28 protein-coding genes and 1 tRNA gene are annotated in these 21,086 nt (G+C 46.7%); 10 read left to right on the top strand and 19 right to left on the bottom strand.

All coding sequences use genetic code 11. The annotated features are described in order from the left end of the window. The first annotated feature begins 131 nt into the window (after positions 1-131). The 6 genes from E3D00_RS08235 to lptB all read left to right on the top strand — a co-directional run bounded on the left by E3D00_RS08235 (position 132) and on the right by lptB (position 4,354). Positions 132-218 (top strand) — tRNA-Leu (locus tag E3D00_RS08235). Between the two features lie 47 nt (positions 219-265). Then, positions 266-910, top strand: a complete 645-nt coding sequence (locus tag E3D00_RS08230; RefSeq protein WP_141461602.1) for a ribonuclease D — start codon at positions 266-268, stop codon at positions 908-910. Between the two features lie 21 nt (positions 911-931). Continuing rightward, complete coding sequence (locus tag E3D00_RS08225; RefSeq protein ID WP_141461600.1) at positions 932-1,918, top strand: KpsF/GutQ family sugar-phosphate isomerase; 987 nt, start codon at positions 932-934, stop codon at positions 1,916-1,918. Beyond that, entirely contained in the window at positions 1,915-2,691 is a 777-nt protein-coding gene (gene lptC, locus E3D00_RS08220; protein WP_141461598.1) for an LPS export ABC transporter periplasmic protein LptC, read from the top strand. Before E3D00_RS08225 ends, lptC begins: the two co-directional genes overlap by 4 nt. Continuing rightward, entirely contained in the window at positions 2,688-3,605 is a 918-nt protein-coding gene (locus E3D00_RS08215) for an LptA/OstA family protein (RefSeq protein ID WP_141461596.1), read from the top strand. The genes lptC and E3D00_RS08215 overlap by 4 nt, the downstream gene beginning before the upstream one ends. Next, positions 3,602-4,354: an LPS export ABC transporter ATP-binding protein gene (gene lptB / locus E3D00_RS08210; protein WP_141461594.1), complete on the top strand. Its 753-nt coding sequence runs from the start codon at positions 3,602-3,604 to the stop codon at positions 4,352-4,354. The genes E3D00_RS08215 and lptB overlap by 4 nt, the downstream gene beginning before the upstream one ends. Before the next feature lie 53 nt (positions 4,355-4,407). On the opposite strand, the gene E3D00_RS08205 is transcribed toward lptB, so the two are convergent. The 4 genes from E3D00_RS08205 to E3D00_RS08190 form a co-directional block, all read right to left on the bottom strand. Beyond that, positions 4,408-4,770, bottom strand: a complete 363-nt coding sequence (locus E3D00_RS08205; protein ID WP_246091406.1) for a RidA family protein — start codon at positions 4,768-4,770, stop codon at positions 4,408-4,410. 10 nt (positions 4,771-4,780) lie between these two features. Next, positions 4,781-5,032 (bottom strand): DUF1150 family protein, encoded by a 252-nt coding sequence (locus E3D00_RS08200; protein WP_141461592.1) that lies wholly within the window; start codon positions 5,030-5,032, stop codon positions 4,781-4,783. Between the two features lie 28 nt (positions 5,033-5,060). Further along, a complete protein-coding gene (locus tag E3D00_RS08195) occupies positions 5,061-5,582 on the bottom strand; it encodes an Hsp20 family protein (protein ID WP_141461590.1) in 522 nt (173 codons plus the stop codon). A 169-nt stretch (positions 5,583-5,751) separates the two neighbouring features. Beyond that, positions 5,752-6,726, bottom strand: a complete 975-nt coding sequence (locus tag E3D00_RS08190) for a hypothetical protein (protein ID WP_141461588.1) — start codon at positions 6,724-6,726, stop codon at positions 5,752-5,754. Positions 6,727-6,883: 157 nt separating this feature from the next. Between E3D00_RS08190 and def the strand changes: the two genes are divergently transcribed. From def to truA, 3 genes are read left to right on the top strand one after another with little or no spacing between them, the layout of a single operon-like run. Next, on the top strand, positions 6,884-7,438 hold the full coding sequence (gene def, locus E3D00_RS08185) for a peptide deformylase (protein WP_141461586.1): 555 nt from the start codon (positions 6,884-6,886) through the stop codon (positions 7,436-7,438). 8 nt (positions 7,439-7,446) lie between these two features. Next, positions 7,447-8,358: a methionyl-tRNA formyltransferase gene (gene fmt / locus E3D00_RS08180; protein WP_141461584.1), complete on the top strand. Its 912-nt coding sequence runs from the start codon at positions 7,447-7,449 to the stop codon at positions 8,356-8,358. Beyond that, positions 8,351-9,136 carry a tRNA pseudouridine(38-40) synthase TruA gene (gene truA, locus E3D00_RS08175; protein WP_141461582.1) on the top strand — a complete coding sequence of 262 codons (786 nt, stop codon included), beginning with the start codon at positions 8,351-8,353 and terminating at the stop codon, positions 9,134-9,136. The genes fmt and truA overlap by 8 nt, the downstream gene beginning before the upstream one ends. Here truA and E3D00_RS08170 read toward each other — a convergent pair. The 9 genes from E3D00_RS08170 to rpmH form a co-directional block, all read right to left on the bottom strand. Further along, positions 9,133-9,759 carry a hypothetical protein gene (locus E3D00_RS08170; RefSeq protein WP_141461580.1) on the bottom strand — a complete coding sequence of 209 codons (627 nt, stop codon included), beginning with the start codon at positions 9,757-9,759 and terminating at the stop codon, positions 9,133-9,135. The genes truA and E3D00_RS08170 overlap by 4 nt on opposite strands. Further along, positions 9,756-10,901, bottom strand: a complete 1,146-nt coding sequence (gene dapE, locus E3D00_RS08165; protein WP_141461578.1) for a succinyl-diaminopimelate desuccinylase — start codon at positions 10,899-10,901, stop codon at positions 9,756-9,758. Before dapE ends, E3D00_RS08170 begins: the two co-directional genes overlap by 4 nt. A 3-nt stretch (positions 10,902-10,904) precedes the next feature. Beyond that, positions 10,905-11,735: a 2,3,4,5-tetrahydropyridine-2,6-dicarboxylate N-succinyltransferase gene (gene dapD / locus E3D00_RS08160; protein ID WP_141461576.1), complete on the bottom strand. Its 831-nt coding sequence runs from the start codon at positions 11,733-11,735 to the stop codon at positions 10,905-10,907. A 135-nt stretch (positions 11,736-11,870) separates the two neighbouring features. After that, a complete protein-coding gene (argB, locus tag E3D00_RS08155; protein ID WP_141461574.1) occupies positions 11,871-12,806 on the bottom strand; it encodes an acetylglutamate kinase in 936 nt (311 codons plus the stop codon). Between the two features lie 8 nt (positions 12,807-12,814). Beyond that, positions 12,815-13,483, bottom strand: a complete 669-nt coding sequence (gene yihA, locus E3D00_RS08150; protein ID WP_141461572.1) for a ribosome biogenesis GTP-binding protein YihA/YsxC — start codon at positions 13,481-13,483, stop codon at positions 12,815-12,817. Next, the gene (gene yidC / locus E3D00_RS08145; protein WP_141462440.1) at positions 13,480-15,222 is read right to left on the bottom strand and encodes a membrane protein insertase YidC; all 1,743 of its coding nucleotides are present in this window, start codon (positions 15,220-15,222) and stop codon (positions 13,480-13,482) included. The genes yihA and yidC overlap by 4 nt, the downstream gene beginning before the upstream one ends. An 89-nt stretch (positions 15,223-15,311) precedes the next feature. Continuing rightward, positions 15,312-15,479 (bottom strand): membrane protein insertion efficiency factor YidD, encoded by a 168-nt coding sequence (gene yidD / locus E3D00_RS08140; RefSeq protein WP_246091532.1) that lies wholly within the window; start codon positions 15,477-15,479, stop codon positions 15,312-15,314. Positions 15,480-15,556: 77 nt separating this feature from the next. After that, complete coding sequence (gene rnpA, locus E3D00_RS08135; RefSeq protein ID WP_141461567.1) at positions 15,557-15,877, bottom strand: ribonuclease P protein component; 321 nt, start codon at positions 15,875-15,877, stop codon at positions 15,557-15,559. 23 nt (positions 15,878-15,900) lie between these two features. Next, positions 15,901-16,035: a 50S ribosomal protein L34 gene (rpmH, locus tag E3D00_RS08130; protein ID WP_016737691.1), complete on the bottom strand. Its 135-nt coding sequence runs from the start codon at positions 16,033-16,035 to the stop codon at positions 15,901-15,903. A gap of 144 nt (positions 16,036-16,179) precedes the next feature. On the opposite strand from rpmH, the gene E3D00_RS08125 reads away from it, so the two are divergent. After that, positions 16,180-16,380: a hypothetical protein gene (locus tag E3D00_RS08125; protein WP_141461565.1), complete on the top strand. Its 201-nt coding sequence runs from the start codon at positions 16,180-16,182 to the stop codon at positions 16,378-16,380. On the opposite strand, the gene gloA is transcribed toward E3D00_RS08125, so the two are convergent. From gloA to E3D00_RS08095, 6 genes are all read right to left on the bottom strand, one after another. Continuing rightward, positions 16,364-16,753: a lactoylglutathione lyase gene (gene gloA / locus E3D00_RS08120; protein ID WP_141461563.1), complete on the bottom strand. Its 390-nt coding sequence runs from the start codon at positions 16,751-16,753 to the stop codon at positions 16,364-16,366. The two genes, E3D00_RS08125 and gloA, sit on opposite strands and share 17 nt — an antisense overlap. 2 nt (positions 16,754-16,755) lie before the next feature. After that, positions 16,756-17,598 (bottom strand): LpxI family protein, encoded by an 843-nt coding sequence (locus tag E3D00_RS08115; RefSeq protein WP_141461561.1) that lies wholly within the window; start codon positions 17,596-17,598, stop codon positions 16,756-16,758. Between the two features lie 2 nt (positions 17,599-17,600). Further along, positions 17,601-18,461 (bottom strand): acyl-ACP--UDP-N-acetylglucosamine O-acyltransferase, encoded by an 861-nt coding sequence (gene lpxA, locus E3D00_RS08110; protein ID WP_141461559.1) that lies wholly within the window; start codon positions 18,459-18,461, stop codon positions 17,601-17,603. A gap of 4 nt (positions 18,462-18,465) precedes the next feature. After that, positions 18,466-18,885, bottom strand: a complete 420-nt coding sequence (gene fabZ, locus E3D00_RS08105; RefSeq protein WP_141462439.1) for a 3-hydroxyacyl-ACP dehydratase FabZ — start codon at positions 18,883-18,885, stop codon at positions 18,466-18,468. 198 nt (positions 18,886-19,083) lie between these two features. Continuing rightward, positions 19,084-20,130: a UDP-3-O-(3-hydroxymyristoyl)glucosamine N-acyltransferase gene (lpxD, locus tag E3D00_RS08100; RefSeq protein WP_141462438.1), complete on the bottom strand. Its 1,047-nt coding sequence runs from the start codon at positions 20,128-20,130 to the stop codon at positions 19,084-19,086. A gap of 19 nt (positions 20,131-20,149) precedes the next feature. Further along, positions 20,150-21,067, bottom strand: a complete 918-nt coding sequence (locus E3D00_RS08095; protein ID WP_181441953.1) for an OmpH family outer membrane protein — start codon at positions 21,065-21,067, stop codon at positions 20,150-20,152. Positions 21,068-21,086: the final 19 nt, after the last annotated feature.

Here is a 21,086-nt window from a genome sequence, read left to right as displayed (position 1 = left end):
ATCTGATTTAAATACCCTTCCTCTCATTACTCTAAGCGTCAGGGAATATCTCTTTTCAGGTTGACGCTTTTCTTAAGGGCATGTAAAGGCTTTTGCACCTGTTTCAGATTATAAAATTTGATCTCTTCTGTGCCCAGATGGCGGAATTGGTAGACGCGCAGGTTTCAGGTATCTGTGTCCGCAAGGACGTGGAAGTTCGAGTCTTCTTCTGGGCACCACATGATCATTCTCAGCTTCACTCCACATTATATTTGGTGATCTTACAATGAACCAGCAGAACACCATTCATCTTCATGACGGTGATCTGCCGCCAGACTTAGAACTTGGTTCTATCGTTGCCATTGATACAGAAACGATGGGACTAAACCCGTATCGGGATCGCCTTTGTCTTGTACAACTCTCGTCAGGCGACGGAACAGCTCACCTTGTCCATATCAAACCGGTTTCCATGGGCGGGAAGGGCTATGATTGCCCTAACCTGAAAACCCTCCTTACAAACCGCTCCATTTCTAAAATCATGCATTACGCTCGGTTTGATGTTGCCGTATTACAGCATAATCTTAACATCACTCTATCATCCATTATCTGCACAAAAATTGCAGCACGGTTGATTTACACATTCACTGAACGCCATGGCCTTGCCTATTTATGTCGCGAACTGCTCAACGTTGATATTAACAAACGTCAACAATCCTCTGATTGGGGTGGCGAGAAACTCACAGAAGATCAGCTGCGTTATGCTGCTTCAGACGTTCTTTACTTACACGCCTTATGGCACAAACTCGAAGCCATGCTTATTCGTGAGGGACGACAGGAGCTAGCTCAAGCCTGTTTCGATTTTTTACCAGCACGAGCGCAGCTTGACCTTCTTGGGTATAGAGATCCTGATATCTTTTCACACCGCGCATAAATGTTGTTTGTTAATTAAAATATGACGGAACCAGCCGCTTCCTCTCTTACATCTGCTCTCAAAACCCTAGCGGTTGAACGCCAAAGCCTGCACGCTCTCGAAGATGCTTTCGCTCAGCAACTCGGCCAAAATTTTGATCGTGCTGTTAACTGCATTCTCAACAGCACCGGCCGGCTCATCGTTACAGGCATTGGCAAGTCAGGCCACATTAGCCGCAAAGTACAAGCAACACTTGCTTCAACGGGAACACCTTCTCTATACGTTCACCCCGCTGAAGCCGCTCATGGTGATTTGGGAATGGTTGCACCGGGGGATGTTATCCTCGCTTTTTCAAACTCTGGCGAAACAGCAGAATTAGCAGCAATTCTCTCCTATGCGACGCATACAAATCTAAATGTCATTTCCATTACTTCCGCCCCTCACTCTGCCCTTGCCCGTTCCTCAACAATAAGCCTTGTCCTTCCTGTTGTTAAAGAAGCCTGCCCGATGGGGCTTGCTCCCACGAGCAGTACGCTCATGCAACTTGCCATTGGTGATGCACTCGCAATTGCCCTTCTTGAAAAACGCAAATTTACAGCAAATGATTTTTATATTTTTCATCCAGGAGGGCGATTAGGGGCACGACTTCGCCCCATTTCTGAACTAATGCATACAGGAAGCGATCTTCCTTTAGGAAAAAGTGATATTTCTCTTCGATCAGTGATTCTAGAGATGACACGCAAAGCTTTTGGGTGCATGGGAGTAATTAATGAGACAGGAATTCTTCAGGGGCTTATTACTGATGCAGACCTTAGAAAGGCTCTCCACCACGATATTGATGCCACAACAGCTAAAGAGATTATGAACCCCTCTCCTGTTACCACCTCTCCATCCACTTTAACTCAAGATGTTCTCGCTTTAATGAATGACCGCCCCAAACCCATTACCAGTTTATTCATTGTTGATGATATGCATCGCCCGAAAGGCATCATTCATGTACATGATCTGTTAAGGGCAGGTCTCATATGAACAACGACCACACACCAGAAAACGATAAAAAACCCCAACGCGATGATTTTGCTCAAAATCGTAGCGAGAACCTAGCAAAGCTAGATGCTTTACGACGTGAAGCCTTTCAGAAAATTCGTATTGCACCGGATGCAGATCAACTCGCCCGTCGTCGGTCTCTTCTTAAATTTGCAAAATGGGCACTCCCGGGATTTGCTCTAACCCTCTTGGCATCTATTGCTGCGTGGCCTGAAGTCTCTCACCTTATGAATGAAAATAAGGCTGCCCTTCGTGAGATGGCTCGCCTGCGTGTGGAAAGTGGCAATATGGAAAATGCGGTCTATCGCGGATTGGATGCACACGGACGATTATATATGATCACGGCTCGTGTCACCCACCAACAAGGCCCTGATCGTATTGATCTTGTTGACCCAATCGCAGATATTCAGCTTTCCAGTTCATCTTGGGCTCATATCCGCGCCAATAAAGGTCTATACATGCAACATGAACAAACATTAAACCTTGATCAAAATGTTGTATTGTATCGGGATGATGGTGTTTTATTAAATGGCCCGTCTGCAGATCTGGACTTAAAGCAAGATGTGATTGCCTCTCACGACTGGGTTCACGCAGAAGGACCATTTGGCACACAGAACGCATTAGGATATTTTCTAGACCAACACGCCGGGATCATGCAATTTACTGGTCCAGGATTAACCATTCGTAACGATGACTACGGACCTCCATCAGAAGCTGCCCGCCAACGTAAGGAAGGAGCCAAAACAGGAAAATGATGAAGAACATCTCCAGACTACTTCCTATCGCAGGGCTTTTATTCTCAAGCGCCCTTTCCTCTCCTGCTCTCGCAGCCGGATTAGACATGTCTCATGGAGAGGCTGTTAAGCTTTTCTGGAAAGGGGAAGAAATCTACGATCGAAACGCCCAAACCGTCACTCTTACCGGGGGTGCTCGCGCTGTCCGCGGTGATGTCACCATCGATGCAGATGAGCTCATTGGTGATTTACGCAAAAAAGCCCCACCCGCCAATCAGCCCAAACCTGACCATCCCAATGATAATGACCCTATGGGTGGCTCATTAGAACTTTACCGCATTGAAGCACGTGGTCACGTTCATATTTACACCCAGACTGACCAAGGCTGGGGGGATCACGCTCTTTATGACATGGATCAGGCCGTTATGGTCATGACTGGGCACAACTTAAAGCTTGTAACACCACAAGATGTTCTCACAGCCCGTGATTCTATGGAGTACTACTCCAAAACACGCATGTCTGTCGGACGTGGGAACGCAACCGTCACCACAAATGACGGAAAACAAATCAAAGCAGACGTACTTGTCTCCTTCAGCAAGCCAGATAGCCCTACTCCAAACAATGCGGCTAAAACCTCATCCGGTCCTTTAGGTGGCGGCTCTTCCAAACTCGATCGGGCCTATGGCTGGGGTCATGTTGTTTTACGGACACAAACCCAAACAGCCACAGGCGATCGAGGCGTATATGTTTTTGATAGCCAGATTGCCCGCCTCATTGGGCATGTTCATGTTACGCAAGGCCAAAACCAAAATAATGGTTCACAAGCCGTGGTTAATATGAAAACAGGTATAGCGACCATGCTCCCCGGATCGGACGCCCCTATCCAAGGGTTAGTTGTCCCCAATGAAGCCAATAACAATCAGGCACCAAAGTGATCGATAATCCTTTTCCTTCCATTCCGACGACTGGCCTTATCGCCACAGGTATAGGCAAGACATATAAAAAACGTGCCGTTGTGAAAGATGTGTCTTTGCAAGTGCAGCGTGGCGAGGCTGTAGGCCTTCTGGGGCCAAATGGTGCAGGTAAGACAACGAGCTTCTACATGATCGTTGGCTTGGTACAGCCTGATACCGGGACAATCACTCTTGATGGCGCAGATATTACGCAATTGCCAATGTACCGTCGTGCGCGCCTCGGGGTGGGATACCTGCCTCAAGAGGCAAGCATCTTCCGTGGCCTGAATGTTGAACAAAATATTATGGCTGCATTGGAAGTTGTCGAGTCTGATCCTGCAAAACGCGAAACTATGTTGAATGGGCTTTTAGCAGAATTCGGGATTACGCACTTACGTAACTCCCCTTCTCTTGCCCTTTCTGGTGGTGAGCGGCGGCGTCTGGAAATTGCCCGAGCACTTGCAAGCCAACCTAACTATATTCTTCTTGATGAACCACTTGCTGGTATTGACCCAATCGCGGTTGGAGAAATTCGTGATCTTGTTTCCCATCTGAAAGACCGTGGAATTGGCGTCTTAATCACAGACCATAACGTACGAGAAACTTTGGAAGTCATTGATCGTGCTTATATTATGCATGGTGGTCAAGTTCTCATGGAAGGCACGCCAGAGGCTATTGTTGCCAATGAAGATGTAAGACGTGTTTACCTTGGAGAGCATTTCTCCATGTAAATAAAAAGGCCCTGTATGACTGAAACATACAGGGCCTTTTTATTTGATTTTTACTATCGTAAGGCAGCAATCGCTGTCATTTCAACACGCCAGTTTGGCTCTGCCAATTTAGCTTCAACCGTTGCACGGGCAGGCTTATGCGCGGTATCTAACCAAGCATCCCAAGCCTTATTCATATTCCCTATCTCATTAATATCAGACAAGAACACCTGCACAGACAACAACCGTGTCTTATCTGTGCCAAGCTGCGCAAGCAAAGCATCGATCTGCTTCAAGATATCGGCTGTTTGTCCCTCAGTATCAAGCGTATCATCATCTGCAATCTGACCAGCAAGATACGCAACACCATTATGAGTAACAACACCCGTCAAGCGTTCTTCTTCAAGCTGCCGAGTAATATCTGGATTTACACCCACATGAACCTCACTACTGCAATAAGGTGGGGATAAGCTCGTGCTCAAGGATAGCATCCAACGCACTTTCTTCATCATCAGCAACAGCCATTGGGGTACCATCCGCAGCATGAATTGCGACTAATACTTCTCCATCATGGATGACTGATCGTACGTAAGCTAATTGAGACATGCCCAATGTAAGAAACTGTGCATCGGTGATCTGTCTCAAATCAGATGGAAGCGTCTCTTCCTTCTGATTATTTTTTCCAAACAGGTTATTCAATCCCAGATCCTCACATAAAATCTCAAAGCTATTCTTCGCCAAATTCCTGCACAGCCCGTTTCCGCCGCACACCCCCAACAGGAGGAACAACTTCTTGCTGCACATGAGAAGACGAAGAAGCCCCAGCAGCATTCATACGACGCCCTTGCGAAATCGCAATACGTTTAACGCGCACTTCCGGCTCTGGTCGCAATAAATCTATATGTAGCAAACCATTATCTAACCATGCGCCCCCAATTTCAATCCCTTCGGCCAGAACAAACGCTTTATGAAACTGACGAGCAGCAATTCCCCTATGAAGAAAAATTCGCCCCTGACTATCATCCGCTTGTCTTCCACGAATAACAAGCTGGTTATCTTCCTGCGTTATTTGCAGATCTTCCATAACAAAGCCAGCAACAGCCAGTGTAATGCGTAGAGCAGTTTGGCTTAATTGCTCTATATTATAGGGTGGATACCCATCCGATGTTGATTTTGATGCACGTTCCAGCATTTGTTCAAGATGATCAAAGCCCAAAAACATTGGGGATGTAAAAAGACGACCTGACACGGGAAGCCTCCTCCATGAGCGAGACATATAATACACCGAGCCCTCATTGAGGCACTCAGTTAGGTCTTATAGATATGGGAATATATTAATTTTATGCAAGCACCTTTCTTGAGTTAAAGAGAGGTGCTTGGTGGCCTATCAAAAGAAAGCCACCAAAAGAGGAAACCTCTTAGAAGCCGAAGCCAACACCTAAACCAAGATGCAACTGTTGCGTCCGGCTATTGGGTTCATAATAATAACGATAGTACCGCGCCCTCTCATCGTGAGAGCGACCAAAACCAAACTGTTGATAATCCACACTAGCCAACATATGCCAACGTTGCGTCAAACGGTAATCAACCGCTCCACCCACATCAAAGCGTACACTATTCCCTAATCTATAATGATTATATATATCAGCAGATCCCATACGAGGCTGGAAGGTCCCTCCCACCGCACCATTGACCTTTGCTACAAGCTTAGGCGTAATGGCATAATCAAGGTGAACAGCGCCACCTGCCCAATTATATTGATACCGCTCTGAATCCCCCCGAATATATGGCTTCTCATTGGGATGGTCGTTAAAAAAAGGATCATTAATGGGATCATCTAGATCTGGATCAGCCTCACCCCAACCAGCATTTATACTTCTATTCCAGTATCCATGCCCACCTTGAAAGGCTGTAATAAGCAATAACTGCGGTGTTAAACGCCATGCTTTACCAAGTTCACCTTGGCCATAGGCTTTATGCTGATTGGTACGAGACTCTAATGCTCCACTATCGCCGAAATGATCATGCCAACCGCCGTGATAAGCCTCATTTCCAATATTAAAATTGCCTTGCACGCTTACGTATATGTCATGCAAACGATAAAAATCAAAAATCGTTGAGCCTTTCACCGTTAAACCAGGCGTCCAGCCCAATTCACGGTCGTGAGCATCGGAATCTCTATCAAAATACTCTTTGTAATTACTCAGCATTCCATCGGCGGAAACAGAAATCTCACGCTCAGATGCAATGACGGGCGATACATTTTTAGGCTTACCAAGCCAAGGCACATCATACCAAGGCATGCTGTTACCCGTCGTCTGGGCTGAAGCCGAACCTGCCACAGCAAAAGAAAGGACACCTAGCCCCACAGCTTTCAATCTAGAAAATATCATTTTACTACCATTTTAAAATCAAGGTAGAGGATTACTTGTTCTTATTCTATTTTCATATCTTTTCGAAACAAGTTTTTCCGACTGTAACAAAAATGATACATACCTCACCATCGAAAAAGGCTGGCATAAAGAGCAATGCCTCGCTACACCGTATTGTATGAGTGAACTTGATTTTCTAACTGGCATTGACGATGTGCCACCTACTCCTATCTTAATCGCACCAGACCCGATTTTACGTCAGATTACACGGGATGTTGCTCCTGAAGACATTGCTTTTCTGCGTAAGCAATTACCCGGTATGTTTTCAGCGATGTATAAAGCGCCCGGAATTGGTCTTGCTGCTCCACAAGTAGGGATAGACTTGCGTTTTGCCATCATTGACCTTGCCGACGAAAAAGAGCCACGGGATCCACTTATTTTAATCAATCCCGAAATTGTAGAGGATTCAGAACAAATGGCCGCCCGGGAAGAAGGTTGTTTGTCTCTCCCCAATCAATATGCTGAAGTCATTCGGCCAGAATCAATTCGTGTCCGTTACCGTGACTTGCAAGGTGATGTTATCGAACGCGAGGCTGATGGCCTATTAGCCACATGTATCCAACATGAAATGGATCATCTGGATGGTGTTCTTTTTGTCGATCACCTCTCTACACTCAAGCGTAATATGATTATGCGCCGGCTCGCAAAAGAACAGAAATTCAAAAAGAAATAACTCCTCTTATGCGCCTTATCTTCATGGGTACGCCTGATTTTGCCGTACCAGCGTTCCATGCCCTCATCAATGCAGGGCATGAAATTGTAGCTGTCTATACACAGCCACCACGCCCCGCTGGACGCGGCAAAGCACTTCGCCGTTCTCCTGTGCATGAGGCTGCCGATGCTCTGGGGATTGAAGTCCGCACTCCCTCTCGCGTACGACGCGATCCGCAAGAACACGCCGCTTTTGCGGCTCTTCAAGCCGATGCGGCTATTGTTGCCGCTTATGGTCTCATTTTACCAAAAGAGATGCTCCAAGCTCCCCGGCTCGGATGCATCAACATTCATGCCAGTTTGCTTCCCCGCTGGCGTGGTGCATCTCCCATTCAATCCGCTATCGTTGCAGGAGATACTCAAAGTGGTGTCTCTATTATGCAAATGGATGAAGGATTGGATACAGGCGCTATCCTCCTTGAAGAATCTACCCCTATTACAGAAACAGACACCGCCAGCACACTCCACGATCGCCTAGCTGAAATTGGCGGCCGTTTAATTATCCGTGTTCTCAATGAACAACCATCCCCTCTCCCTCAGACAGATACCGGGGCAACATACGCTCACATGCTAAAGCGAGAGGATGGACGGATTGATTGGTCCAAGTCATGTGAAGATATTGATCGTCAAATCCGTGGTTTTACCCCATGGCCAGGAGCTTTTACCTCTTTAAACGGCACGATTTTAAAAATTGGCCAGGCGACCCCTCTTCCCAATGCCCCATCACATCCCCCAGGTTATACTCTAACAGACCAGTTAGTTGTTGCCTGTGGGAAAGGTGCAATTAAAATAGAAACCATTCAAAAACCTGGTCGCACCATGATGCGCACGGATGATTTTTTAAGAGGACAGTCCGTCCCAAAAGGTACTCATTTTGACTGACGATAATATTATTCGATGGGCTATTCGTATCGAATTTGACGGCACCGAATATGTCGGTTGGCAACGCCAAAATAATGGAATATCGGTTCAAGAACTTATTGAAAAAGCTGCGTCTCAACTTATTGGTGGCCGCCCCGTTTCAAGCATAACAGCAGGCCGAACTGATGCAGGCGTGCATGCAGCAGGCCTCGTAGTCCATCTCGATTTTCCTGCGGATGTTGTGCTTAATAAACGGCAAATTCGGGATGGAATGGGTTTTTATTTAAAGCCTCATCCGGTCGTTATTCTAGATGCAGCACCTGTTAGCCTTGACTGGAGCGCACGGTTTTCTGCGATTTGGCGCAGTTACCGCTTTACTATTCTTAATCGTCCCAGCCGTCCTGCTCTGCACACTAATCGGGTCTGGCACGTCAAACGCCCTCTCAATGCTGCGGCTATGCATGAAGGGGCACAATACCTGTTAGGCTGTCACGATTTTTCTTCTTTTAGAGCAGCAGCTTGCCAAGCGAACAGCCCATTAAGAACGCTTGATGTCCTCAATGTACACAGAGAAAACGAGTTTATATTTATCGAAACAAAAGCTCGTTCCTTTCTACACCACCAAGTCCGGAACATGGTGGGCTCCCTCGCTCTGGTCGGCACAGGCAAATGGGAACCTCGGAAAATGAAATGTGTCTTAAATGCCAAAAATAGAGCTGCGGCAGGGCCTACATCCCCTCCTGAAGGTCTATGCTTTATGGATGTTGGTTATCTGGATGATCCGTTTTTAGCCAATTAATGCGATGATAAACCTAAGATATCCTGCAAAACGTTATAATGGGGTGGCAAAAACCACAAAATAACCCCGATAATGCCTACAGGTATTATTTGAATTAATGTCATTAAAGCAGCTTGTAGCCCTGTTATAATCAAGCCCACACGAGAAATATACCACGAGAGCCATAAGCTATAAAGCGAGACACCAACGGCAATCCCTACAAGAACAGGTGCCATAGAGGTCCCATTTGGCATAACCATGCGCAGAGCGCCTTCGGCAAAAATCATCACAATCAGAGGCAACCAGTCACACCATAAAGATGCTGTTGCATAACGTAACCACAAGCCTTTTCGATTGAGATATGCTGCATATACTTCTGAAATAACGAGCTGGGATAATGTAAAAACAATCGGTACAAGCGAGCGCACAACCCCAATGGCCTTTTGTCCGGCAGGCATATTTAAACTGAAAAAAAGACTAATCAGCGCCATAGCGATAGTGGGAGCCAAAGCTGATAAAAACGGCTGCACACCTGGAGAAAAATAATTAATTCCTTGAGCCTTCCCTCTTCCAAGAAGCACTATACCCGCAGGAATACTAGCGCCCTCAACAGCTGGTGGCGGGTTATGATCTTTAGGGCTCACAGACCAAACCTTTCCATAAATTTGAAATAAATCTGCGTTAAATCTTCAAGGGTTGAAATATCTACGTTTTCATCCCGCTTATGCATCGTAGCCCCTACCAGACCAAATTCTGCGACGGGGCAGTATTGAGAAATAAACCGTGCATCTGACGTTCCACCACCTGTATCCAACCTTGCTGTAAGGCCTGTTACATCCCTGATTGCCTCTTTCAGAGCATCAACTTCAACACCGGGTTGGGTAAGAAAAGCTTCTCCACTAATGGCAATTTTCACTTCATTTTTGGGAGCATGCCGAGCGACAACACCTTCAATCCACTGCGCTAGGTCTTTCCCTTCGTGACAATCATTAAATCGAATATTCAACCGTGCATGTGCTGCATCCGGAATAACATTTGTTGCCGTATTCCCAACATCTAAGTTTGTGAGCTGCAATGATGATGGGGCAAACCATTCACTTCCCTTATCCAATTTTCGTGCTGTCAGTTCATTAAGCACATTCAGCAAACGATGAATCGGATTATCCGCAAGGTGCGGATACGCAACATGCCCTTGCACGCCATAAATGGTAATATCTGCATTCATGCTGCCACGGCGACCAATTTTAATGGTCTCACCTAAAACAGTCGGGTTGGTTGGCTCTCCCAGAACACAAAAATCAGGAAGATCATTACGTTCAGACAACCACTCGATCACTGGCTTCGTGCCGTAATGAGCCGGTCCCTCTTCATCACCCGTAATCAAAAACGATATAGAGCCATGTAAAGAGTGAGAGTGCAAAAAACGTGCAACGGCAGCCACTGCACTTGCAATGCCGCCTTTCATATCCGCTATTCCGCGACCAAATAAACGCCCATCTTGAATAGACGCCTTAAAAGGATCATGCGCCCATCCATCGCCAGTGGGAACAACATCCGTATGCCCTGCAAAGCATAAGTGAGGCCCTTGAGTACCTATGCGTGCATATAAGTTAGGCGTAGGGGCATCTTTCGGCCCAAAAGGAAGATGAGTGACCTTAAAACCCATCTCCTCCAACAAGGATGCTAAAAAAGCCTGAGCTCCATCATCTGCGGGAGTAACAGACTGACAGCGCACCAACTCCTGCGCGATCACAACAGGATCTGTTGGAGAAGAAACAGGCTTCATAAATTAATCGCGTAGCAGTTCATTAATGGATGTTTTTGAGCGAGTGCGTTCATCCACACGTTTTACAATAACCGCACAAGCCAAAGATGGCATACCAGGCTCTTTCGGGGGCAACGTTCCTGGGACAACAACAGAATATGCTGGCACTCTTCCCATAAAGACTTCACCAGTAGCACGATCAACGATTTTCGTTGATGCACCAATGAAAACACCCATAGACAGCACGGAACCAGTTTCTACCACCACACCTTCTGCTACTTCAGAACGCGCTCCGATAAAGCAATTATCCTCAATGATAACAGGAGTGGCTTGAAGAGGCTCTAAAACCCCGCCGATACCTGCACCACCGCTAATGTGACAGTTCTTTCCGATTTGAGCGCATGAACCAACCGTGGCCCATGTATCAATCATCGTACCACTATCAACATATGCACCAACGTTCACGAAGCTTGGCATCAGAACAACATTGGGCGCTATAAAAGCAGAGCGGCGTACAATTGACCCAGGGACAGCCCGAAATCCAGCTTCAGAAAAACGGAATTGATCCCAACCATCAAATTTCAGTGGAACCTTATCAAAAGCGGACTCACCGCCGGCCCCATATTCCATCACACGGCTATCTTGAAGACGGAAAGAAAGCAGAACGGCTTTCTTTAGCCATTCATTAACAACCCAACCGTTTTCGGAAGGTTCGGCAACACGCAATTGACCGTCATCTAATTTTTTAAGAACGACATCAACAACCTCACGGTCCCCACCTTCTGTTTGTGGGCTTAAAGTTGTGCGACGCTCCCAAAGAGCCTCAACAGCAGAACGAAGCATATCAGTAGACATAAAACCATCCAAAAAACAAAACCATCCAAGCAATTTGTAATAAATACAGCCTGTTATAGATAGGTCATTAACAACAAAAGAACGATATTCAGCATATTTGCCAGCTCAGAACAACACTGGCAAATCTTTAGTCTTCTATGCCTTAATTAAAGTTCCAGGGCCAGCACGCGTGAAGAGTTCCAGCAAACAGCTATGAGGGATACGACCATCCAGAATAACCGCTGCTTTAGCGCCCCCTAAAACGGCATCCAAACATGTCTCAACTTTAGGAATCATACCGCCTGAGATAGTACCATCTTTAATTAAAGCACGCGCTTCCTCAGCACTCAGCTCTTCAATCAGACGGCCATTTTTATCCAATACGCCTGGAACATCCGTCAACATCAATAAGCGTGATGCATGAACGGCACCCGCAACGGCCCCTGCGGCTGTATCTGCATTGATATTATAGGTTTCTCCAGAATCTCCTGCACCAACAGGCGCAACGACGGGAATCAATCCTGAGCCAAGCAAAGCATATAGAACACGCGGGTCAACTTTATCAGGATATCCTACATACCCTAAATCAACCTTTATTTCCTGATTAGTCTGTGGGTCTACCTTGGTCCGCAGCAATTTCTGAGCATGGATTAAACCTCCATCTTTCCCAGAGATACCCACTGCCATAGCACCTGCATGGTTAATTAATGCAGCCACCTGTTTATTAACAGTCCCAGAAAGCACCATCTCGATCACGTCGATCATCGCTTCATCAGTGACACGCAAACCATCAACAAACTGAGATTTGATATGCAACCGATCCAGCATGGCGCTAATTTGTGGACCTCCCCCATGCACAACGATGGGGTTAATTCCGACAAGCTTTAAAAGAGCAATATCATACCCAAAAGCACGAGAGAGCTCCCCTTCTCCCATCGCATGACCACCGTACTTAACAACGATGGTGTCCCCTGCATAACGACGCAAGTAAGGTAGCGCACCAGCGAGTATCTTGGCTTGCTGTTGAGCATCTTCCAAATCTGCCACCGGAGGAACTTCCGGGAGCTTTTCACTATGTGTCTTTTTACTCACGGCGGATTTTATCCTTCTCCTGTGGGGTCTGCCGGCTCTGCAAAGCGAGCAATTTCTGCACGCAAATCTTCAATACCAAGCCCAGTCTGACTACTCGTACACACAATACGAGGGTAAGCAGCAGCATGCTTTAAAGCAATGGCTTCCACCTCTGCTATCTTCGCCTCTAAAGCCTTGGGTTTAATTTGGTCGCATTTCGTCAAAACAATCTGAAAAACGACAGCTGCCCTATCCAACAGCTCCATAGCGTCTTTATCAGATGTTTTGAGTTCAACCCGCGCATCCAAAAGCAAAATAACCCGAGCAAGAGTTGTCCGGCCACGAAGATAAGCAAACATTGTGTTTTGCCAATCTTCCTTGACTGTTTTGGCCGCTTTCGCAAACCCATACCCCGGCATATCGACTAACGTAATCCGATCCGCCAGATTAAAAAAATTGAGCTGCTTCGTTCGACCCGGCTCCGAAGATGCTCTCGCTAAAGCCTTCCGATTGGTCAGAGCATTAATAAGGCTCGATTTCCCCACGTTCGAACGCCCCGCAAAAGCCACTTCTGGCCTTCCTGCTGGAGGAAGCTGGTCGATTTTCTGTGATCCGAAGAAAAACTCACATTCTCCAGAAAAAAGAACTCTCCCAGCCTCAATCTGCTCGGGGGTTGGTGGGCCAGCTACTTCCTTCATGATTTTCCTGATTTTCCTCGCGATGAAGAGACAGGAATAGGAAGTTTAGTACGACTTTGGATGTAGCTCTGTTGGGCAATCGTCAAAATGTTGTTCCAAGTATAATAAACCATCAGACTTGCCGGGAAACCAGACATAACAAAAACATACACCAACGGCATAAACTGCATCATTTTTGCCTGAGCAGGGTCAAGACTAACTGTCGTCTGGCGTTGTAAGAACCAGAAAGTAATGCCTAGCGCAGCCCCCCAGATGCTAACATGCAAAAAGGAAATATACTGCGATGGATCAAACGGAATCAGGCCGAACAAATTAAATATATTCGTTGGGTCTGGAACAGATAAATCCTTAATCCAGCCGAAGAACGGTGCGTGTCTTTCATCAATGCTGATATTCAACATTTTATACAAACAAAAGAAAATCGGCGCCTGAATTAGAACAGGAAGGCAGCCACTCGCTGGATTAACATTCTCTTCACGATAAAGAGCCATAACCTTTTGGTTCACCGCCAAAGGATCATCTTTGCTCTTCTCTCTAATCTCCTTAATTTTAGGAGCAAGCATTCGCATTCTGGCCGAAGAAACAGAAGCCTTGGAAGCAAGTGGGAAAAGAACAATCTTGACGATCAATGTCAAAGCCATCAACGCCAACCCAAAGTTCCCTAAGTGCACATAGAGCCAGTGCAAAAGATAAAGAATGGGGCGCGTTAAGAAGCTAAACCATCCAAAATCAATGGCCTTATCAAAATCAGGGATATGAAGGGTACGTTCATAGTTCTGAAGCAAACTAACAACTTTAGCTCCAGCAAAAACATAACTACTCTGGGTAACAGAACCGTTTGGCATAACTTGCTGCGCATTCTGTGTTGTAAAACCAATACGATACGACCCTGAATTTTCAGGAACATAAGCATAACTTGCCGTAACGTGATCATCCGGTTTCGCAGCAACGGCTGTCAACCAATATTTATCGCTAATTCCAGCCCATCCACCCGAGCCAGACTGCGCCCATGAGGTATGATCTGTATGCTCCGCTCCAGAGCGAACGTGCTTATACGTCTCATCATTTAATCGACCGTTCATCACAGCGATTGGCCCTTCATGAGCCGTGAACGAGCCCTCAGGCGCCTGATAATTACGAACAACCCGCTGGAAAGGCACAAGAGCAACAGGTTGGGACGAATGATTTTCTACAGTCTGAGAGACCGAGAACATATAATGTTCATCAATCGCCAAATGAATGAAAAAATCCAACCCCTGCCCGTTATTCCAATGCAGAACAACCGCTTTTCCTGGTTGCAACACATCGTCTGAACTTTCCCAAACAGTATTTGCATTCGGCACATGTGCGTTTGAGCCAGGAGCATTTTCCCACCCCACAGCAACCATATTCGGATGCTCGCTACCTACTTTATCAAGCAACCGTACAAGAGGACTATCTTTTGCCAGTGTCTCACGATACTTCGTTAACACTAGATCATCTAAGACTGCACCTTTAAGATTAATACTCCCCTGAACATCAGGACTGCGAACAGGAATCCGTCTTGCGGGAGCTGATGTCTCCGCAGCAGCCCCACTCGTCGATACAGACGAAGGAGTATCCGTTGCTGACGGGTGTACAGCAGCTACTTGAGAAGTAGACGGATGGTTGTCGGGAGTAGGCTTCGGCATAAAATAGTCGAAACCTAGAAGAATAAGGGCCGAAAGGATCGTGGCCGCAATGATGCGCTTAATTTCCATCGGGCGATGCCGGTCTTTCATCTCACGGAGAAATACTGTGGTTTCAAGTGGCCGAAAAACGCACTTAAAACAATAGGGAGATTATTTTTTTAATGCTTATGCGATGTCGGCGGATAATCCAACCCACCTTTTGACCAAGGGTGACACCGCAGAACTCGCTTTAGTGCCATCCAGCCCCCACGCCATGGGCCATACATTTTTATAACCATTATGCCATATGTGCTGCATACTGGCGAAAAACGGCAGTTCTTTCCCATTATTGGGCTAAGAAATATTTTATAAGCATTAATTAAAAGAATAAAAAATTCTGCCAGAAACTTTTCTGCAAAATTTTTCACTTTATATGCCCTTTTTGCAGAGCTTTGCTAAGGTCATCTTTTAAACGGGAAAATTTTCGACTTCTCGTACTGTTCCGTCCAACAAGGACAATATCAGCACACGGTATTTCCTGCTCTTTAGCAAGAAGGCGAAAAGCCTCTCGAAGCCGACGCTTCGTGCGATTACGAACAACAGAATTACCAACTTTTTTGGTAACCGTAAAACCAACACGTGTTTCTTGTTGGCTGCTGTCCGGCAGAATCTGCACAATCATACTCGACGCAACAATTTTTTGTCCTTGTCGAGCAACGTGCAGAAACTGCGGCCGCTTTTTCAAGCGGTTAATGGTCCGATTCGTACTCAGGCAGACAGCTTCTTACGGCCTTTTGTGCGGCGGTTTGCCAATACACGGCGACCACCAACTGTTGCCGTACGTGCACGGAAACCGTGGCGACGTTTACGAACAAGTTTAGATGGTTGATACGTGCGCTTCATGACTCGATCCTTAAAATCTGCACAAATATCCTCTATTAGATATTTGTTATGATCGGGCGCACGAAACGCCCGGGTTTATTAAGATGCGGCTTTGTAGGCATCCCAAGGCCCAAATGTCAATGCCAGAGCAACAAGGAAACAAAAATGACATCGCAATCAACGGCCAATCACGATAAAACCAAGAAATTACGCCACGATTTACGCAACGCTCTTTCTCCAGCCCTCCTCTGTGCCGATATTCTAACAGCACACCCAGATGCGACCGTTCAAAAAAACGCCTACCTCATCACCTCAGCACTCGAGAATGCTCTGGCCCTCTTAAAACAAACTACTTCCTCTCAATAAGCTCTACTTTATATCCATCTGGATCTTCAACGAAAGCAATGATCGTTGTGCCAAACTTCAACGGTCCTGCTTCACGTGTTACTTTTCCGCCACCAGTACGTACTTTTTCAACAACTCCAGCAACATCTGGGACACCAACGGCAAAATGACCAAAGCCATTTCCTATTTCGTAGTCTTCTTCTTGGTCCCAGTTGTAGGTCAGTTCAATTTCCCCCTCTCCTTTTGCGTTACCTTCATACCCAATAAATACAAGCGTATAGCGCCCCTCGGGCACCTCTTTACGACGCAGCTCCTTCATTCCTAAAAGACCATAAAAAATTAGACTCCGATCAATGTCTCGGATCCGAACCATCGTATGTAAGAAAATACCCATTTTTATTTTTCCTTTAGATCTTCTGTCGTTAAACCATATAAAAACAAATTATACCTGTCAGCCAAAGCAACACACCGCTCCAGATCAGTGATAAGCGTTACCCCTGGCTGAAACACAACTCCACGCAAACCATTCCGTGCGGCATTTTCAACAGTCTCAGGGCCTATGGTCGGCATATCAGCTCGCAAATCTTGGCCTTTTTTGGGGATTTTAATCAGAACCCCTCCACTACCAGCCTGCATCAATTTTCCACACCGCCCAAGCATTGCGTCGGTTCCTTCCATAGCCTCTACAGCTAGAACCAAACCGCTTTGAACGACACAAGCCTGCCCTATATCCAATTGTGCCATAGCCCTTAAAACATCAACCCCGCGTAGAATATCCTGCTTTGCCTGCTCATCTGGAGAAAACCGTCCAAGAGCCCCGCTTCGCCCTGTCGCATGATTTAAATACTCATGCGCTCCACGAACAACAAACCCCTCTTCACCCAACACACGCAGAATTGCTCCCAGCAACCCATCATCACCAGCAAATATAGCACGCCCCAAACGAGCAAGAATACGTGCCCCCTCTCCATCTGGGCGCAAATCACGCCATGCAGGACGACTCACAGGGCCTATCAGCACCAGCTCTTGGCACTGATTTTCTCTAAGAGTTTTGAGAATTTCTCCCACAGCAGCCAATCTAATGACCTGATGCGGATAGGATTGAATAAGGCTTAAATCTGCATAATCACGAAATGCAATGATAAAAACTTTTTTCCCTTGAGCAGTAACAGCCGCAGCAACCTGTGCTGGTAGTGGCCCTGCTCCTGCCAAAATACCAACACACTTTCCAGCTGTCACAATCAAGCTCCTTCTGTTTCTGCCATTCCATCATTCCGCGCAACACGTGTTAACCCACGCTTACTCGGAGCCTCCATAAAATCCAACATTTCAGCAATCCGCTTTAAATGCCCATATCGTTGACGGACCTCTGCAATTCGTACCTCCAAAACACTTTCCGCTCCGTTACTGTGTCGGGGGTAAAGTGTTCTAAACGCACGCCGCATATCTTGAATTTCTTCTGAGCCAGCGCCAGACCGCTTTAAGCCAATCCAATTCAACCCAACAAGGCGCGCACGATTTCCCAATACGCTCCCGTAGGGAATGACATCCATTTCAACACCACAAACGCCACCAACCACAGCACCTCGTCCGATACGAACAAACTGATGAAGTGCAGCAGAGCCCATCACCTTGGCATCGTCAGCAATATCAACATGCCCGCCCATAACCACATTATTAACGATAATTACCCGATCACCAATAATGCAGTCATGAGCAATATGAGCATTCGCCATGATCAAACAGTTGGAGCCTATTTTTGTCAGAGCATGACCTTGGGCTGTCCCACGATGGATCGTTACATTCTCACGAATAATCGTATTCGCACCGACCTCACACAACGTGGGCTCCCCAGCATACTTCAAATCCTGAGGGGCCATTCCAATAGTGACAAATGGATAAACCTCCACCCCAGATTGAAGTGTCGTGTGTCCATCAATAACAACAGAGGAATGCAAACAAACTCCGTCACCCAGTGTGACATTTGGACCTACAATACACCATGGCCCTATGCGCACATTCTCACCCAAGCGGGCCCGTTTATCAACAAGCGCCGTTGTATGTATCTCAACAGTTTCGGGCCGTTTCCCTGCGCGCTGCATTCGATCAGCCCATGATCATCGCGCTAAAGGTCGCTTCAGCGACTGCTGTTCCATCCACCCGTGCAACTCCTTTAAATTTCCATACATTTGCACGTGAACGTTCTTTTATAACTTCCACATGAAGTTGGTCTCCCGGCCCTACAGGACGACGAAATTTCGCACCTTCGATTGTCATGAAATAAACCAACTTCCCTTCAAAGGCTTTCCCTAGTGTCATAACAACCAGAGTTGCCGCCGTTTGAGCCATTGCCTCAACGATCAACACCCCCGGCATCACAGGCCTTTCTGGAAAATGTCCTTGGAAAAAAGGTTCATTTACTGTGACGTTTTTAACACCTACCGCTGATTCCCCAGCCTTGATGTTAATCATCTTATCAATCAGAAGGAATGGATATCGATGCGGAATACATTGCATAATCTGCATCACGTCGATGCTTTCAGGAAGCTGGTGATTACCTTCCTCCGTCGCCCCAACTTTTTTCTTTTCGGTTGACGTATGCCCTCGATCCATTTTCATCACCATATCCTTCTAAAAAATGAAATATCATATACTGCACATTAAAGCAGTGAGTTATTTCCCCTTAGCAAAACTACCTCAAGGTTACCATCCATTGCAGGAAGTTCAGCCGCTACTCTTCCGAGAAAGTTTACGCAAAGTAGCAACGTTACGGAAAAACTCACGGAAAGGCATCGCAGGACTGCCGATAACATCTGCACCTGCTTCTACATCAGACATTACACCGCACTGCGCACCAATGCGGGCTTTTTCACCGATTTTAATGTGACCAATCAGCCCAGCCTGAGCTGCAATCGTGACAAAGTCACCAAGCTCTGTCGAACCGGAAACCCCTGCTTGCGACACAACAATACAACACTTCCCTAAACGGGCGTTGTGTCCAATCTGAACAAGGTTATCAATCCGTGTGCCCGCCCCAATAAAGGTATCTCGCATTGAACCTCTATCAATCGTCGAGTTCGCTCCAATTTCAACGTCGTCTTCTATAATAACCAAACCTAGCTGAGGGACAGTTTCAAACCCTTGCGGACCAACGGCAAAACCAAAACCGTCTTGCCCAATCCGTGCTCCAGAATACAACGAAACACGATTGCCTATTTTTGCATGCGTAACAGAAACATGACTACCGATACGGCAACGCTCTCCAATTTCAACGCTTTTCCCAATAAATGCATGTGCAGAAATAATCGATCCATTACCAATTTTTGCGCCATTTTCAATGACAGCAAAAGGACCAATTTCTACATCATCTCCGATTTCTACACCCTCTCCAATATATGCGGATGGATGCCTCGATCCTTTAGAGGGTGGAGCAGGATGAAAAAGCGAAGCAACACGCGCCCATGCCAGATATGGGGCCTTAGAAACAAGGCCCGCCGTTTGGGCTGGTAGTTTATCAACGAAAGCAGGAGACAAAATCACCACCCCTGCTTTCGTTTTTTCCAATAAAGGCAGATAACGACGGTTATCTAAAAAGCTAACGTCTTCAGCAGTCGCAACATGTAATGGAGCTACCCCTCGAAACCGAACATTCTTCCCACTTTGTGCCGGGTGAATATCTCCGCCAGCAGCTTCTACAAGCTGCTCAAGAGAAAACGGCCCAGAACGTTCAAAAAAACGCTGGTCACCAGGAAGATTATCTAACCGATCGATATCTGCCACGCCTTAGCCCTTAGTGATGTTGCCGTACAACGGAGTCATTTTTAGGAGCAGGAGCTGCCGCCGCAGGAACATTAGCAGCTTGTGCCATAATGCGTTGCTCATCTGCTGTAGTTGGCATCTTTCCTGATTTCGCCAATTTCTCAGGGTCAACACCCTCTGCTGGAATAAAAACATGAGGTAATGTTTTATTCAATTGGTTAGCAACTTCTTCTGTAATATCCTGCTCACCAACATGCAAAACAACCTGCTCAGCATGAAGCACCATATTCATATTATGGGCCCCAGCAACCGCTGCAATAATTCCATTTGGCTGCTCTAACTCACGTTCAATCTGATGAAACGCAACTTGGGCAGCCTCTTGAATAATCCGAGCCTGATTACTAAAATCACGCTGATCTTTTGCACGTCGCTCTTGAAGATGACGTTCACGCAGCTGAATCTGCTCAGCACTCAGGCTACGAGCTTGTGCCTGTAGACGTTGTTGCTCTCCGCGCCATGCTGCTTCTTCTTTTTGAACCGCTTGAGCAAGCTTATCACGGCGTGCGCCAAGAACCTGCTGAATTTCCTGTGCTGCAGAAGAAATCTGCATAACAGCAGGAACATTAATTACCCCAATGACGATAGGCGGAGGAGCCGCTTCTTTCGCAATTTGTGAAGGCGTAGGAATCGGTGGCAAAGGCAGCACTGGCGGCGCTTGCGGGACACCAGGAGCATCATCCTCTTCCTGTGGCACCGCAGCAGGGGCAGCAACTGGCACAGCATGTCGAGGCGCAGAATGTGCTACGGGAGCAGGCGCTTCTGCATGCGGCGCTTTGGGAACAAACCAACCACCATTCCCTGATGATTGAGCATGTGCTGCGCCACCAAAAGAAACAGCAACAAGAAGCGCACTAGCTGATACCGCACGCATTAGCGAAATTCGAGACATGACCACCTCTATCACAAAA

Origin of the sequence: Swingsia samuiensis (assembly GCF_006542355.1) — a bacterium.
GTDB lineage: Bacteria > Pseudomonadota > Alphaproteobacteria > Acetobacterales > Acetobacteraceae > Gluconobacter > Gluconobacter samuiensis.
The sequence above is the reverse complement of the archived record's forward strand: the minus strand, read 5'-3'. Positions and strand labels throughout refer to the sequence as shown.